Origin of the sequence: Aquincola agrisoli (genome assembly GCF_036621135.1) — a bacterium.
Lineage (GTDB): Bacteria > Pseudomonadota > Gammaproteobacteria > Burkholderiales > Burkholderiaceae_C > Aquincola > Aquincola agrisoli.
Genome location: NZ_JAZIBG010000025.1, coordinates 10,687 through 25,526, shown reverse-complemented (window position 1 = coordinate 25,526; position 14,840 = coordinate 10,687). Strand labels below are relative to the sequence as shown.

Below are 14,840 nucleotides of genomic sequence, written 5' to 3'. Positions count from 1 at the left end.
CCAAGAGATTACGTGAGACGCGAAAGGCCTTGGGCCTGTGCGGGGATAATCGGCGATTCGGCGCCTTCAGGGGCGCACCCAGACTGCACACCACACACCATGGCCCAGTACGTTATGTCGAAACAACTGCCCGGCTTCGCCGGCCTCGTCTCGTTCCGCTCGCCGAGGACCCTGTAATGGCGCAGTATGTTTTCACCATGAACCGCGTCGGCAAGATCGTGCCGCCGAAGCGGCAGATCCTGAAGGACGTCTCGCTGTCCTTCTTCCCCGGCGCCAAGATCGGCGTACTCGGCCTCAACGGCTCGGGCAAGTCGACGCTGCTGAAGATCATGGCCGGCATCGACAAGGACATCGAGGGCGAAGCCGTCGCGATGCCCGACCTGAAGATCGGCTACCTGCCGCAGGAGCCGCAGCTCGACGCCGACCAGACGGTGCGCCAGGCGGTGGAAGAGGGCATCGGCGGCGTGCTGGCCGCCAAGAAGCGGCTCGACGAGGTGTACGCCGAGTACGCCGAGCCCGATGCCGACTTCGACAAGCTCGCCGCCGAGCAGGCCGACCTGGAAGCGATCATCGCGGCCGCCGGCAGCGAGAACACCGAGCTGGTGATGGAGATCGCCGCCGACGCGCTGCGCCTGCCGCCGTGGGAAGCCACCATCGGCAACCTCTCCGGCGGCGAGAAGCGCCGCGTCGCGCTGTGCCGGCTGCTGCTCTCCAAGCCCGACATGCTGCTGCTCGACGAACCCACCAACCACCTGGACGCCGAATCGGTCGACTGGCTGGAGCAGTTCCTGCAGCGCTTCCCCGGCACCGTGGTGGCCATCACCCACGATCGCTACTTCCTCGACAACGCCGCCGAGTGGATCCTGGAACTGGACCGCGGCCGCGGCATCCCGTACCAGGGCAACTACTCCACCTGGCTGGAGCAGAAGGAGAAGCGCCTGGAGCTCGAACAGCGCACCGAGGACGCCCGCACCAAGGCGATGAAGATCGAGCTGGAGTGGGTGCGCAAGAACGCCAAGGGCCGCCAGGCCAAGAGCAAGGCGCGCCTGGCCCGCTTCGAGGAGCTGAGCGACGTCGAATACCAGAAGCGCAACGAGACGAACGAGATCTTCATCCCGGTCTCCGAGCGTCTGGGTCACGAGGTGATCGAGTTCAACAACGTCACCAAGAGCTTCGGCGACCGCGTGCTGATCGACGATCTGAGCTTCAAGGTGCCCGCGGGCGCCATCGTCGGCATCATTGGCCCGAACGGTGCCGGCAAGTCCACGCTCTTCCGCCTGATCGCCGGTAAGGAGCAGCCCGATTCGGGCAGCGTCTCGATCGGCAAGACCGTGAAGATGGCCTTCGTCGACCAGAGCCGCGAATCGCTGGAAGGCGAGAAGACGGTGTGGGAAGACGTCTCGGGCGGGCTCGACAACATCGTCGTCGGCAAGTTCGTGATGCCCTCGCGCGCCTACATCGGCCGCTTCAACTTCAAGGGCAACGACCAGCAGAAGCTGGTCAAGAACCTGTCGGGCGGTGAGCGCGGCCGCCTGCACCTGGCCAAGACGCTGGCCCAGGGCGGCAACGTGCTGATGCTCGACGAACCGTCGAACGACCTCGACGTGGAAACCCTGCGTGCGCTGGAAGACGCGCTGCTGGAGTTCGCCGGCTCGGTGATGGTGATCAGCCACGACCGCTGGTTCCTCGACCGCATCGCCACGCACATCCTGGCGGCCGAAGGCGATTCGAAGTGGGTCTTCTTCGACGGCAACTACCAGGAGTACGAGGCCGACAAGAAGAAGCGCCTGGGCGAAGAGGGCGCCCGCCCGCACCGCCTGCGCTACAAGGCACTGAAGTAAAGGCTGCCTCGGGGGCGGCCCCCGTGCCGCCCCCGGCGCCGCTTCGCTAGGGATTGCCTGCCGCGGGGCACTCACCGAACATGCACGGCTCTTGTCGTCCCAGGAGCAGTACATGGCCACGCGAAAGAAGGCGTCCGGCGCCGCGAAGCCCGCCAGCAAGCGGTCGGGCGGGCCGGCCGCGAAACGGCCGCGCGCCCCCCGCAAGCCACCCGTCTGGAAGCTGTGCGCGCGCCCCGACGCGATCGACTTCCGCGACCGGCAGTTCCTGCCGAACATCGCGATGTGCCCATCGCCGACGCTGTTCCCGAAGTTCGCGCTGCCGGTCAAGAACCAGGAAGACACCAACGCCTGCACCGGCTTCGCGCTGTCGCTCGTGGTCGAGCATGCGCTGCGGGCGTCCAAGCGGGAGCTGGAGCCGTCGATCTCGCCGTACATGCTGTATTCGATGGCCCGGCGCTACGACGAGTTTCCCGGCTCGGTCGCCGACGAGGGTTCCAGCCTGCGCGGCTCGCTCAAGGGCTGGTTCAAGCACGGCGCTTGCGCGTTCGAGCTGTTTCCCGGCATCGACATGCCGCCGGCGGCCGAGGACATCGAGAGCGACTGGTGGTTCGACGCCGTGCGCCGGCCCCTCGGCGCCTACTACCGCATCAAGACCACGCAGATCACCGACATGCACGCCGCGCTCAACGAGGCCGGCATCCTGTACGTGAGCTGCGGCTGCCACGCCGGCTGGGACCTGGGCATGCAGCAGCCGGCGGTGGCCGAGCGCCCGAGCTCGTTCGACGAGGTCTGGACCATCCCGGTCGAGCCGGGATGGGCCGCGCACGCCGGCCATGCCTTCGCGATCGTCGGCTACAACGAGCGTGGCTTCCTGATCCAGAACTCCTGGGGCCCGGAGTGGGGCTCGCACGGCTACGCGATCCTCACCTACGACGACTGGCTGAAGAACGCGATGGACTGCTGGGTGGTGCAACTCGGCGTCGTCACGCAGGACCACCGCGAGCTGGCCCGGACCGCCACGCTGCGGCTGGACCAGCGCGGCAAGGTCGCCCTCGCGCAGAGCGACGTGCTGCGCAACCGCGAGCTGTCGCCCTTCATCATCAACATGGGCAACAACGGCGCGCTGTCCTCGAGCGGCGATTTCCGAACCACGCCGGACGACGTGCGCGCCATCGTCGACCTTCAGCTCGAACGTGCCCGCGAGGCCTGGGGCCTGCAGCAAGGCACGATCGACGTGTGCCTGTACGCACACGGCGGCCTCGTCAGCGAGCAGGCCGCGGCGGTGATCGCGTCGCAGTGGATCCCGATGCTGTACGACCGCCGCATCTTCCCGGTCTTCCTGATGTGGGAGACCGGCTTCCTCAGCACGCTGGCGAGCATGATCGGCGATGCGGTGAGCGGCACCGACCGGGTGTCCGGCGGGCTCGAACGCTGGTGGAACCAGCGGCTGGAGCGCGTGCTGGCCCGCCCGGGCACCGCGGTGTGGGGCGAGATGAAGGAGAACGCCGACTGCATGAGCCGCTACCGCGAGGGCGTGGCCGACGAGCGGCAGGCCGGCGCGGTGCTGCTCTACCAGCACTTCTCCAAGGCGGTGAAGAACAAGAACGTCCGCATGCACTACGTCGGCCACTCGGCGGGCGCGATCGCGGGCACCTACCTCGTCGAGCGGCTCGTCGCGGCGGGCATGCCCTTCGAGTCCGTGAGCTTCCTGGCGCCCGCGGTGCGGCTCGACGTGTTCGAGCAGCGCTTCGTGCCGCTGCTGGCCAAGGGCAAGGTCAAGCGCTACCAGCAGTTCTCGCTGACCGACCGCGCCGAGGAGGACGACCCGACCTGCGGCCCTTACCGCCGCTCGCTCCTGTACCTGGTGCGCGAATCCTTCGAAGGCGGCGCGCCCACGCCCATCCTCGGCATGGAGCGCGACGTGCGCGGGCCGGGCAAGGCTTGGCCCCACACCACGCTGCACTTCGCCCCGGGGCCGGCGAGCCAGGCGACCACGCATGGCGCCTTCGACAACGATCCCGCGACGGCCGAGCAGGTGCTGCGGTTCATCGCCGGTCAGTAGCGCAGGCCGCGGCGGCCCGCCGATGCCGATTGCGGCTCCGGGAGGGCTCGGGTAGATTGGCGCGAGCATCACCATCGGAGTGCGCCATGCCGTCCCCCCGTGCCCAAGCCTTCTTGCGGACCCTGCGCGCCGATCCGGGGCTGCGGGCCGACTTTGCTGCCGACGCCGAGGCCGTGATGGCCGAGTACGCGCTCGACGACGCCGACCGGCGCTGGCTGTGCGAGAACCCGGGCGAGGCCGCGTCCGCCGAGGTGCCGGCGCTGATCGCCGAACCGGGGTTCTGATCTGCACCGCTGGAGCGCTGAAGAGCTCGCCCGGCTCGACGGGCAGGGTTGGCTGCTGCTGCAGGGCCAGGCGGTGCAGGCTTTGGCCCGTTGCGCGCAGGGCCTGGCCGCGGCGTGGGGCGATCCGGCGCTGGCCGCCAGCGGCACCGGCGCCGTCCATGCCGGCGCGCACGCAGCCTCGTCCGGCGCAATGACCTTCACCCGCGGCGCCGTGCCCTGGCACACCGAGGGCCTCTACCTGCGCCATCCGCCGCGGGCGCTGCTGCTGTGGTGCGAGGCCGCGGGCGACGCGGGCGGCGACACGCTGCTCCTCGACGGCGCCGTGGCGGCGCGCTGCCTGCCGACCGCGCTGGCGGCGCACCTGCGGGCCACGCCGCTGGCCGTGTGCACCGGCGATTTCAGGGCGGTGCACCGGCTGCTGGCGCCGGGCGGCCCGCAGGCCGAGGTGCTGCGCTTCTGCGATCCCGCCATTGCGCCAGGCTGCCGCCTCGAAACCGCCGATGGCCGCGATGCGGGGGACATCGCCGAGGCCGTGCGCGCCGCGCTCGCCGATGCACCCGTGCATCGCCATGCCTGGCAGGCCGGCGACCTGCTGGTGATCGACAACCGACGCATGTTGCATGCCCGTGCGGCCTTCGCCGGCCGCCGGTTGCTGCAGCGCGTGCTGATCGGCCGCGGCCTGCAGCAGTGGGGACGGGCCGCATGATCGAACTGGCTCCGGCCGTGATCGAGGCCGGCAAGTGGCTGCTCGGCTTCCTCGCCGGGTCCACCGTCGCCACCGGCATGGCGGCCGATGCCGCCAAGCTCGCCGGCCAGCTCGTGATGACGGTCGTGGGCGACGAGGTGTCCGATCGCCTCCGCGGCGCATTCGGCGGCCCCGGCCGCGGCGACCCCGCCAACCGCGAGCTGAACCACCACATCGAGCAGGCGTACCGGCTGGCCGAGCTGTCGGCGCTCGTGCAGTTCGTCCAGCGGTACGCCCGGCACACCGGTGCCGGGGGCGCTGCCGATGCCTACGCCGCACTGGCGTCGGCGCAGGGCGTCGAGCGCCTGGCCGCCAGCTACCGCGCCGTGGAGCGCGATGCCCAGGCCGCCTACGCGGGCGACATCGGCCTGTCCGACATCGCGGCCGCCCTGGTCTCGACCGATGAAGCGGGCTGGCAGGGCATGGCGCCCGCGGTGCAGGCCTTGCGCCAGCGCCTGGAGAACCGTGCGCTGGCCGAGATGGCGCACGTCGTTGACCAGCCGGCGCCGGCGCGTTTCGCCCAGGCCTTCCGGCAAGGCGAGGGCCCCGGGCTGCCGCCCTGGTATGCGCTGCTCGCGCACAGCTTCGCCGCGGTGCTGCTCGACGGGCGGCACGACCAGGCCAAGGAATCGATGCTGTTGCGCATGGTCTCGCGCGCCGCGCTGCGGGTGGCGCCGCACGCCGTTGACGAGGCCGCCGCCACGGAAGCGCTCGAGCAGCGCCTGCGCGACGACCTGCGGGCGCAGGGCACCGACCTGGGCGCTCGCCTGGCGGAGGCCGTCGGCCGCGTCGGCGACAGCCTGGGCTCCGACCTGCGGGCCGTGCGCACCGAGCTGGAGGCGCTGTCGCGTCAGTCCGCCACCATCGCAGGCCTGGTGCATTCGGTCCACCGCGGCCTCGCGCATGTGCAGCAGCTGCTGGAGGACTACGGCCAGGCGCTGCATGCGTTGCGCGAGGATGTGCGCGAGGTCCGGCAGCGGCTCGATGCCGTGCCGCCGGCCATGCCGCCCGGCACGTCCCGGCCGGCCGCGCCGCCCTGGCACCGCGTGCCGCTGGGCACCGTGCCGGCGGCGGGCGCCGCGCCCATCGGACGGGACGCCGAGCTGGACGCGGTCGCGGGCTTCGCCGGCGAGACCGGCCCGCAGGCGGCGGGCCTGCTGGCCGTGCTCGGGCGCGGCGGCAGCGGCAAGACGCTGCTGCTCGTCCATGCATTGCAGCGCCAGGCCGACCGGTTGCCGGCCGGCCGCTGGCCGCCCGCGGTGCTGTTCCTGCGCGCGGTCGACGGCGACCGGCAGCTGGTGGCCGCCGCCATCGCCGCCTGCGACCGCCTGCTGGCCGCGCTGGGCCATGCGCCCGTCGCGGGCAATGCGCAGTTCTCCACCGTCGCCGAGAAGCTGGCCTGCGTCGACGAGGCGCTGGCCGGCGAGGGCGTGCAGGCGCTGCTGGTGCTCGACAGCCTGGAGGCCGCGCTCGACGCCACCACCGCGCGGCCGCTCGACGAGGAGCTCGGCGAGCTGCTCCTGTTCGGCCTGCACCGCCGCGCGCCGGCCCTGCGGGTGATCGTCACCAGCCAGGTCGCGCCGCGGGTGAAGGTCGATGCGCTGTACCGGCCGCTCTCCCAGGCCGTGTCGGACAGCGTGCGCATCGTCGACCTCGGCGGCGGCCTGCGCAGCGCGGCCGACGGCGTCGCGTTGCTGCGCCGGCACGATCCCGGCGGCACGCTCGGCCTGGCGGCCGCGCCCGACGCGCTGCTGGAGGCGCTCAGCCGCTGCGTCGGCGGCAACCCGAACGCGCTGAAGCACCTGGCCATGCTGCTCGACCTCGACCGGTCGCTCGATCCGCCGACGCTGCTGCAGCGCCTGCAGGACGAGCAGGCCGTGCAGCCGGAGGTCGACGAACTGCGCCAGCACCTGATCGGCCGCTACTTCGAGCGCCTGCCCCCGGCCCAGCAGCGGCTGCTGCAGGCGCTCGCGATCCAGGGCGGGCAGGCGCCGCTGGCCGCCGCAGCGGCGCTGCTCGATCCCGCCGACGGCGACGCGGGCCCGTTGGCCGGCGAGCTCATGCGGCGGCAGCTGCTGCGCCGCGAGGGCGCCGAGCACGCCATCCACGACTCGGAGCGCGCCTACTACCTGGCGCGCCTGGCCGGCTCGCCCGCGCTGCCCGCGCTGCAGCGCCGCGCGGCCGACCACTGGGCGACGCGCGCGCTGCCGGCGGCGCGGTGGACATCGCATGCCGACGCACAGCCCACGCTGCGCGAGATCGCGCTGCGCTCGCGGGCCGGGCAGGCGGAGCGCGCCGCGCCGGCGCGTTGCGAGGCGGCCCGGCGGCTCTACGAGCTGGGGCTGCTGTCGGCCGCCACGCAGCTGCTGCTGGACGCCAGCGCTGCCGAGCAGGGCCAGCCCGGAGAAGCCGACCGGCTCGCGCAGCTCGCGCTGTGCCACTGGAAGGCCGGCGCCTTCGCGCAAGGCCTCGCGGTGTGCAGGCAGGCCCTGGACCGCTGGCCCGCCGCGCCGGGCGCCACCAATGCGACGCTGGCGGGCCTGCGCCAGACCCATGCCGCCTGCACCCTGGAAACCGGCGCGGTCCATGAGGCGATCGATGCGTACCGCCGGCTGGTGGCCGAGCTCACGCAGGCGGGCGTGCCGGCCGATCCGGCGCTGGCCCGCGTGGCGGCCCAGGCCTGCATGGACCTGGCCTTCGCGCAGAGCATGGCCGGCCAGGCCCAGGCCGCCATCGACGACGGCCGCCGCGCCGTCGCGCTGTGCATGCCGCCTGCGGCGCCGGTGGCGCTGCCCGCGCTGCAGGCCATGGCGAGCGGCTACCTCGCCACCTACCTGACCTACCTGCCCGCCTTCGACGAGGCGCGCAACCTCTACCACGAGGCCATCCTGCAGGCCGTGCGCTGCGAGGCGCGCTACGAGCTGGCCATCGTCTACGGCCTGGCGGCCGAACTGGAGCTGCTGGACGGGCGCCCCGAGCGGGCCGCCTCGCTGAGCCGCTCCGCGCTCGCCGCCCAGAAGGACACCGACGCCATCACCGGCAGCTGGTGCCACTACCTGATCGCGCAGGCGCTGGCCGGCACGCCGGACGGCATGGCCGAGGCCCGCGAGGCCGCGGAGACCGCCTGCCGCTTCAGCCGCCCGCTCAACGATGCCAACCCGCGGGTGCTGCTCGGCATGCTGCTGCTGCGCCAGGGCCACGAGGCCGAGGGCATCGAGCAACTGCAGCAGGCCGTGAAGACCACCGACGCGCTCGTCGCCGCCTGCGCGCAGAACTGGGAGGCTTGGGTGGCGCAGGGCTGGGCGCTGCTCGGCCTGGCGGCGCGGGGGCGCGCCACGGCCGAGGCCGCGCTCTCGGCCTACCGCCAGGCGCAGGCGGCGTCGCCCCATCCAGGCCACTTCGCGCGCATCCGTGTGCAGCTGGGCTTGTCGGCCCCGGTGCTGGCGCCGGCAGGGCTGGCTCCGCTCCCGCGGATCGCATCCTTCTACGGCCTCCCGCCAGGCACCGACGCATGACGCCAACCTGCTCCGACGCGCTGAATCCGGGCTTCGAGGTCATCGACAACCTGCTGCCGCCCGACGAATTCGCCGCCGTCTGGCGCAGCGTGCAGCAGCTGCGCTACGACACGGGCGGCGAGTGGAACAAGCTCTGGGGCCTGGGCGACCCGATGCCCGCGGTCTCGGCGAGCACGCGGGCGGCCGACCGTCCGCTGCACGACGGCCTCGACGGCCTGGTCGCACGGATCGAGGCCTGCATGCGCGCATCCGCGCTGTTCGATGTGCCGTGGGCGGACGTGCTGGCCCGGGTGTACCTGCAGCCGCGTGGCAGCCGGCTGGGCGCGCATGGCGACTCGCGGTTTGCCGGCAGCGCCGTCTTCTATGCCCACCCGGCCTGGCAGCCCGACTGGGGCGGCGAGCTGCTCTTTCCCGAGATGCCGCCGCCGGACGGCCAGCGGGCGGGGCCGCTCGACGGCCCGCTGGCCGACGGCCGACAGCAGGCCCGGGAGGCCCTGCGCGGCGCCGGCCGCTTCGTCGCGGCGCGGCCCAACCGCCTGGTGCTGATCCGCCGCGGCGTGTGGCACCGCACCCAGCGCGTCGATCCGGACGCCGGCGGGCACCTGCGATGCGCGGTGGCGGCGTTTGCGGTGCCGGGCTAGGAGTCTGCGCGGCAGAAGCCGCCCAGCCTGCGGCTCGACGCACGGCTTCCCCGAGCCCCTTTGCTCGGGGTGAGAGCTTCAGCGGCGATGGCGAGCTACGGGAGGACATCCGGGTCCATCGGTCGAGGGCTGTGCAGGGGCCTGAGGGCTTCCTCCGCGATGTTGTCCAGGACGTCGGGGCCGTAGGGGATGCCTTCGCCCCGGTCCAACTGCTCGTCGCCTTCGCGGATGGCCGCACGCCAGGCGGCGGCCCGCCCCAGGAGCGGAGGCCTAAGCATCCGGCGATGCACCGGCCAGCACCCCCGCCAGCGTCTCCCGGCAGATCGCGCAGAAGCGCGTCGCGCTGCGGGTGAACATGCGGCAGTCGGACTCGGGCCGATACAGCCCGTGCGCCAGGTAGCGCGCGCCCTCGAACACGCCGATGCGCTCGGCCCATGGCTCCTGCGCCATCACGGCGGCGAGTTCGGCGCGCACCTCGGCCGGCGGCCGGGCGGCCGGGTCGGCGCTGGGCAGCAGCGGCACCTGCATGAGGCGCAGGTACTCCGCGTGCTGCCACGGCGTGGGCACCGGCACGCCGGCGGCCACGCGTGCCGACCACTTCACGCGGCCCTGCACGTCCATCGGCGAGACGTTGGGCTCCCACGGCTGCCAGGCGTCGGCACCCTCGGTGTCGTAGGTCACTTCCTTGCCGAAGTACTCGTCGCCCAGCCCGCCCAGCGAATGGCCCAGCTCGTGGGGCAGCACGTAGCCGAAGTCGGCGTCGTCCATCCCGGCGGGGACCAGGCAGTTCGTGTTGAAGATGCCGCTGCCGCCGTAGGTGCCGGCGTTGGCCAGCACGATCGTCGCGGCATGCGCAATGCCTTCGGTCGCACGGCCGAGGGCATGCAGGTCGGTTGCCACCAGGTAGCGCGCCATGCCCAGCGCGCCGTAGCTGCTGCCGAAGCTGGTGGTGCCGGCGTCCTCGGGCCGGGTGGGGATGCCCGACGCCGGGCTCGGCACGAACAGCGCCGAGAAGCGCAGCCGGCCGGCGAAGGCGGAGAAGGGATCGGTGGCGCGCAGCACCTCGCAGGCCCGGCGTGCGGCGGCGAGGAACGCGGCCTCCTCGCCGGCCGCGAAGCCTTCGGCCACCATCAGCAGCCGCACGGGGCCGTCGCCGTGCAGTTCGTGCAACCGCCGGTCGCTGCGCCACGGCGCGGGCGGCACGGGCATGCCGGCGTCGGGCAGCACGGTGTCGAAGATCGTGCGGAAGCGCTCGCCGGCTTCGCGCCGTTCGATGCGCAGGCGGCCGCCCGCCACCCAGGGCACCACGTGCGACTCGTTGAAGCGGCCCTCGCGCGGCTGCGGATCGCCGGCGACCGTGCTCTGCCATTCCTCGAACAGCGCGGAGTAGCCGCGCGACGCGGCCACGCTGCCGTCGGGCGCCGTGACCGTCCAGCGGTAGGTGCCGCGGTCGTCGAGGTGGCCGCGGCGGTGCGCATCGGCCGCGGCCGAGCTGCCGAACTGCAGCAGCTCGTAGCGCTCGGCCTGCTGCGAGCCGATGTGGACCAGGTCCAGGCGCAGCGCGGTCATGGCCGCCCGGGCTGCCATGCATCGCCCTCCAGCGTGCGCGCCAGGAACTCGGCGATGCGCAGCTCCAGGTAGGGCCGCTGCACCGCGGAGCGCACGCCGTGCCGCTCGCCCGGCAGCAGCAGCAGCTCGTAGGGAACGCGCCGCGCGGCCAGGTCTTCCATCAGCGCGGCGCTGTGGCGCAGCAGCACGTTCTCGTCGTTGAGGCCGTGGATCAGCAGCAGCGGCCGGTTCACCACGCCGTCGCCGCGGACGACGCTCGACGCGCGGTAGCCCTCGGCATTGCTGCCCGCGAAGGCCGGCAGCGGCACCGGCGTGCCCATGTAGCGCTCGGTGTAGGGCGCGTCGTAGTCCTCCCAGTTCACCACCGGCGCTCCGGCGACGCCAGCGCGGAAGAGGTCGGGCCGCCGCTGCAGGCAGCGCAGCGCCATGTAGCCGCCGTAGCTCCAGCCGCAGGCGGCGATGCTGCTGCGGTCGGCGCGCGGCAGCCGGGGCAGCAGCTGCTCGAGCGCGGCGCACTGGTCGTCGACCTCGGCATGGCCGAGCCGGCCGTACACGGGTTGCTCGAACACGATGCCGCGGCCGGCGGCGCCACGGTTGTCCACCTTGATGACGTAGAAGCCGCGCTGCGCCAGGTACTGCGCGCGCAGGTCGACCGTCAGCGCCCAGGCGTTGCGCACCGCCTGCAGGTGCGGGCCGCCGTACACCAGCAGCACCACCGGCCGCGGGCCCGGCATGTCGGCATCGGGCTCGTACACGGCGGCGTGCAGCGGCGTCTCGCCGTCGGCCGACACCACGTCGAGCAGGCGCGGCGGCCTCACGCCGGCGACCCAGTCGGGCATCCAGGCCGGCGCGGTGCCGTTGGCGAAGCGGTGCTCGATGCCGCCGTCGATCGTTTGGAGCGTCACCGAGGGCGGCGTGCCCAGCGCCTCGTGCGTGTGCAGCCAGCTGCGCGCGTCGGGCGCGAGCGAGGCCCCGTGCACGCCGGGGGCCCGGGTCAGCGGCACGCTCGCCCAGCCGCCGTCCGGCGAGGCGTGGAAGAGGTGGCGTTCGCGCGGGTCGGTGCCCGTCGCGCCGAACAACACGCCCTGGCGGCCGGCGTCCAGGCCCAGCAGGCCGTCGACGTGCCCGGTGCCGTCGCCGATGTCGCGCTGCCAGCGGCCCTGCGCGTCGTACAGGCCGATGCGGCCGATGCCGGCGTTCTCGTGGACCAGCAGGAAGCTGCCGTCCCCGCGGCGCAGCGGCGGGGCGATCGCGTTGATCCACGGGGCCTGCACCAGCGTCAGCAGCTCGCCGGACTCTCCGCTCGCCAGATCGATCTTCAGTAGCTGCAGCCGGGTCTGGTCGCGCGACAGCCGCGTCAGCAGCAGCGTGCCGGCGCCCCATTCGACGAGGCCGTGGAAGTAGGGCCACTCGGGCGAAGCCGGCAGCAGGGTGCGGCGGGCGCCGCCCTCGCCGAGTGCCAGCGCTTCGATGCTGAACACCGCCACCGGCAGCCCGGGTCGGGCATAACGCGTCGATTCGATGCGCGTCTGGGCGCCGTTGCCCACGGCGATGGCCTCGACGGCACCCACGTCGAAGCGCGCCCACGCCAGTTGCTGCCCGTCGCCGGTCGTCAGGAACGCCGCGCCGTTGAAGATCTCCTCGCGCGTCATCCCGTCGGGGATGCCGTTGAGCACCGTGGCGCTGCCGTCGCCGGTGAGGCGCTGCGGGGCGCCGAAGGCCGTGCCGCCGGCGGCCACCGGCGCACGCCACAGGTCGCCGCCTGCGACGAAGGTGATCGCGTGGCCGGCGGGCGAGGGCGTGGCCACGGCGGCCTCGATGAAGCGGGCGTGCTCGTACAGGGCCGCCACGGCGCCGCCGGGCCCGGCCAGCACCAGCCGATTGGAGGCCACGGACCACAGCGTGTCGGTGCCCGGCAGCCAGCGCGCGTGGGTGATGCCGGAAAAGCGCTGCCGGGCGCGCTCGCGCGCCAGCTCCTCGTCGAGCGACATCGCCACCGGCGGCAGCGCATCGGCCGCCAGCCGCAGGCTGCTGCGGCCGGTGTCGCGATCGAACACCGACAGCGCCAGCGTGTCCGGCCCGCCGTGGCGGTGCAGGTAGGCGATGCGCCGGCCGTCGGCGCTGAACTGCGCCGATTGCACCGGCACCGCGGCCGGTGAGCTGACGGGGACGAAGTCTTCGGATTGGATGGGGCGGCTCATCGGGCCTCCTCGGCGAGCAGGGCTTCTGGGATGTCGGGCAGCCGCAGCACGGGGCAGCGGCGCCATGCCGGCTCCGCGTAGCGCCGCGCGTTCAGGAAGATGAAGCCGAGCACGGCCTGCGGGTCGCCGAGCTGGCCGGGGCGGGCGGCCTTCCAGGCCTCGAAGCGCTCGCGCAGCCCGGGCTCGGTGGCGAGCAGGCGCTCGGCCTCGTCCTCGAACACGTAGTCGCTGAAGGTCTCCTTCTTGTCGAGCACGCTGTCGAAGAAGGCCCAGCGGAAGAAGCTGTCGATGCCCAGCGGCTCCAGCGTCTCGACGGCGAAGCGGTCGTGCGGGCCGCCGAGCGGCACCAGCCAGTCGCCGGCGGCGACTTCCGCATCGAGCGCTTCGGCCCGCACTTCCAGCACGTCGTGCAGGTGACGGCCTTCGAAGGGCAGGCGGCGCTTGTCGAAGCGGGTGACGCGGTAGGCCTCGGCCGCCACGCGGCCCGCGCGCACCGCGCGCCGCAGCGGCAGGCCGTGCACCTGCAGGCGTTGCGCCACGTCGTGCCAGGCCTGGGGCAGCAGGTAGGCACGCGGCGGCACGGCGGCGGCGGTGGCTTCGTAACGGTCGAAGTAGGGGATGTCCTGCTCCCAGGGGGCCGCGCGGTCGTAGCGCAGCCGTTGGTAGGTGCCGAGCCGGCTGGGCTCGTGCACGGCCTGGAAGCCGCTGAAACGGAAGGGCCGGTTGCGCGTCTCGTCGAGCCGCCAGTTCAGCGCCACCGGCGCGCCGCCCGAGACCGCCGCGCGGTCGGCCGCGCGCGCGGCGCGGATCGCATCGCCGTGGGCCACCGTGTAAGCGAGCGCGCTGTCCACCAGTGCGCGCGTGCCGTGGTAGCGCTGCGCGAAGGGCTTCAGCATGTGCGTCTCCGGCATGAAGCCGATGGTGTGGTGCAGCGCCGCGTAGCCGGTCGAAAAACGAGGCGAATCGAGGAAGTCGGCGATGCCGTCGTCCGGGATCTCCTTCACCGGGTTGACGTAGGGGCACATCGGGAAGCCGCGCGCCGCCATGTCGGCATAGAGCGCCGGCAGCATCGCGTCGCGCAGGTGCGCGCCGGTGCGGCCGCCGAGCTTGTCGGGCTGCGTGGGGATCAGCGTCACCACGTGCTGGTAGTCGGCGCCGTTGGAGGTGTGGGTGTCGACCATCACGTCCGGGTCCCAGCGGGTGAACACCTGCGCGAAGGTGCGGGCGTTCAGGCTGTCGGCCTTGATGAAGTCGCGGTTCAGGTCGAGGTGGCGGGCGTTGCCGCGGAAGCCGAAGGCCTCGGGGCCGAGCTGGTTGACGCGGCTGGTGTCCTGGCGGTCGAGCGCGCCGTCCACGTTGTAGACGGGGATGTAGACCAGCACCGTGCGGCCCAGCGCGGCGCGGCGGGCGGGGTCCAGGCACAGGTCGCGCAGCATCGCCATGCAGGCGTCGATGCCTTCGGGCTCGCCGGGGTGGATGCCGTTGTTGTTGAAGAACACGGGCCGCCCGGCGGCCTTGACGGCCTGCGGATCGAACACGCCGTCGGCGGAAAAGACGCCCACGTGGATCGGCACCCCGCCGTCCGAGCGGCCGGCTTCCTCGAAGCGCAGCCACTGCGGGAAGGCCTGCGCGAGGCGCTGGTGGAAGCCGATGCATTGCCGCCACGTGGCGGTTTCGTTGCCGTTGCCCTGTTCGAAGGGCGTGGTCCAGTCGATCGTCATGCTGTGCAGTGTGCCCCGGTCGCTGCGGTGACGGCCGGAGGCGGCCGTGCCAAGCCCAAAAGCAGTGTATAGGCGGCTCCTGCGCGCCCAGCGTCCAGGCCCTGGCGACGGCGCCGACTCGCCGCAGGCGCTGACAAATGCAGCGGGAGACTGTCGGATTGCTTTACAAAATATGCCATCAATGGCGATGTCGACGTCGATCGATCAATAAAAATTCACATGTTTGCAGGTGCATCCCATTGATTTAGGTGGTATTTGCAA

At 72.7% G+C, this 14,840-nt stretch carries 9 protein-coding genes; 6 read left to right on the top strand and 3 right to left on the bottom strand.

Translation table 11 applies throughout. The features are described 5' to 3' along the window. Nucleotides 1-176: 176 nt before the first annotated feature. The 6 genes from ettA to V4F39_RS11035 all read left to right on the top strand — a co-directional run bounded on the left by ettA (nt 177) and on the right by V4F39_RS11035 (nt 9,088). On the top strand, nt 177-1,841 hold the full coding sequence (gene ettA / locus V4F39_RS11060) for an energy-dependent translational throttle protein EttA (RefSeq protein ID WP_332289432.1): 1,665 nt from the start codon (nt 177-179) through the stop codon (nt 1,839-1,841). A 112-nt stretch (nt 1,842-1,953) separates the two neighbouring features. Continuing rightward, the gene (locus V4F39_RS11055) at nt 1,954-3,903 is read left to right on the top strand and encodes a C1 family peptidase (protein WP_332289431.1); all 1,950 of its coding nucleotides are present in this window, start codon (nt 1,954-1,956) and stop codon (nt 3,901-3,903) included. Between the two features lie 86 nt (nt 3,904-3,989). Continuing rightward, complete coding sequence (locus V4F39_RS11050; protein ID WP_332289430.1) at nt 3,990-4,187, top strand: hypothetical protein; 198 nt, start codon at nt 3,990-3,992, stop codon at nt 4,185-4,187. A 1-nt stretch (nt 4,188) separates the two neighbouring features. Then, nucleotides 4,189-4,893, top strand: a complete 705-nt coding sequence (locus tag V4F39_RS11045; RefSeq protein ID WP_332289528.1) for a TauD/TfdA dioxygenase family protein — start codon at nt 4,189-4,191, stop codon at nt 4,891-4,893. Beyond that, complete coding sequence (locus V4F39_RS11040) at nt 4,890-8,447, top strand: hypothetical protein (RefSeq protein WP_332289429.1); 3,558 nt, start codon at nt 4,890-4,892, stop codon at nt 8,445-8,447. Before V4F39_RS11045 ends, V4F39_RS11040 begins: the two co-directional genes overlap by 4 nt. After that, nucleotides 8,444-9,088 carry a hypothetical protein gene (locus V4F39_RS11035; RefSeq protein ID WP_332289428.1) on the top strand — a complete coding sequence of 215 codons (645 nt, stop codon included), beginning with the start codon at nt 8,444-8,446 and terminating at the stop codon, nt 9,086-9,088. The genes V4F39_RS11040 and V4F39_RS11035 overlap by 4 nt, the downstream gene beginning before the upstream one ends. 270 nt (nt 9,089-9,358) lie before the next feature. On the opposite strand, the gene V4F39_RS11030 is transcribed toward V4F39_RS11035, so the two are convergent. Genes V4F39_RS11030 through V4F39_RS11020 form a run of 3 tightly spaced genes read right to left on the bottom strand, consistent with a single transcriptional unit; the run spans nt 9,359 to nt 14,579 of the window. Next, nucleotides 9,359-10,675, bottom strand: a complete 1,317-nt coding sequence (locus V4F39_RS11030; protein WP_332289426.1) for a M64 family metallopeptidase — start codon at nt 10,673-10,675, stop codon at nt 9,359-9,361. Then, a complete protein-coding gene (locus V4F39_RS11025; protein WP_332289425.1) occupies nt 10,654-12,858 on the bottom strand; it encodes a S9 family peptidase in 2,205 nt (734 codons plus the stop codon). Before V4F39_RS11025 ends, V4F39_RS11030 begins: the two co-directional genes overlap by 22 nt. Then, nucleotides 12,855-14,579 (bottom strand): M14 family zinc carboxypeptidase, encoded by a 1,725-nt coding sequence (locus tag V4F39_RS11020; RefSeq protein ID WP_332289424.1) that lies wholly within the window; start codon nt 14,577-14,579, stop codon nt 12,855-12,857. Before V4F39_RS11020 ends, V4F39_RS11025 begins: the two co-directional genes overlap by 4 nt. Nucleotides 14,580-14,840 lie beyond the last annotated feature (261 nt).

What these genes read in the sequence shown, in the direction of transcription:
- ettA (WP_332289432.1), top strand. Translation starts at nt 177, where the DNA reads ATGGCGCAGTATGTTTTCACCATGAACCGCGTCGGCAAGATCGTGCCG.
- V4F39_RS11055 (WP_332289431.1), top strand. Translation starts at nt 1,954, where the DNA reads ATGGCCACGCGAAAGAAGGCGTCCGGCGCCGCGAAGCCCGCCAGCAAG.
- V4F39_RS11050 (WP_332289430.1), top strand. Translation starts at nt 3,990, where the DNA reads ATGCCGTCCCCCCGTGCCCAAGCCTTCTTGCGGACCCTGCGCGCCGAT.
- V4F39_RS11040 (WP_332289429.1), top strand. Translation starts at nt 4,890, where the DNA reads ATGATCGAACTGGCTCCGGCCGTGATCGAGGCCGGCAAGTGGCTGCTC.
- V4F39_RS11035 (WP_332289428.1), top strand. Translation starts at nt 8,444, where the DNA reads ATGACGCCAACCTGCTCCGACGCGCTGAATCCGGGCTTCGAGGTCATC.
- V4F39_RS11030 (WP_332289426.1), bottom strand. Translation starts at nt 10,675, where the DNA reads ATGGCAGCCCGGGCGGCCATGACCGCGCTGCGCCTGGACCTGGTCCAC.
- V4F39_RS11025 (WP_332289425.1), bottom strand. Translation starts at nt 12,858, where the DNA reads ATGAGCCGCCCCATCCAATCCGAAGACTTCGTCCCCGTCAGCTCACCG.
- V4F39_RS11020 (WP_332289424.1), bottom strand. Translation starts at nt 14,579, where the DNA reads ATGACGATCGACTGGACCACGCCCTTCGAACAGGGCAACGGCAACGAA.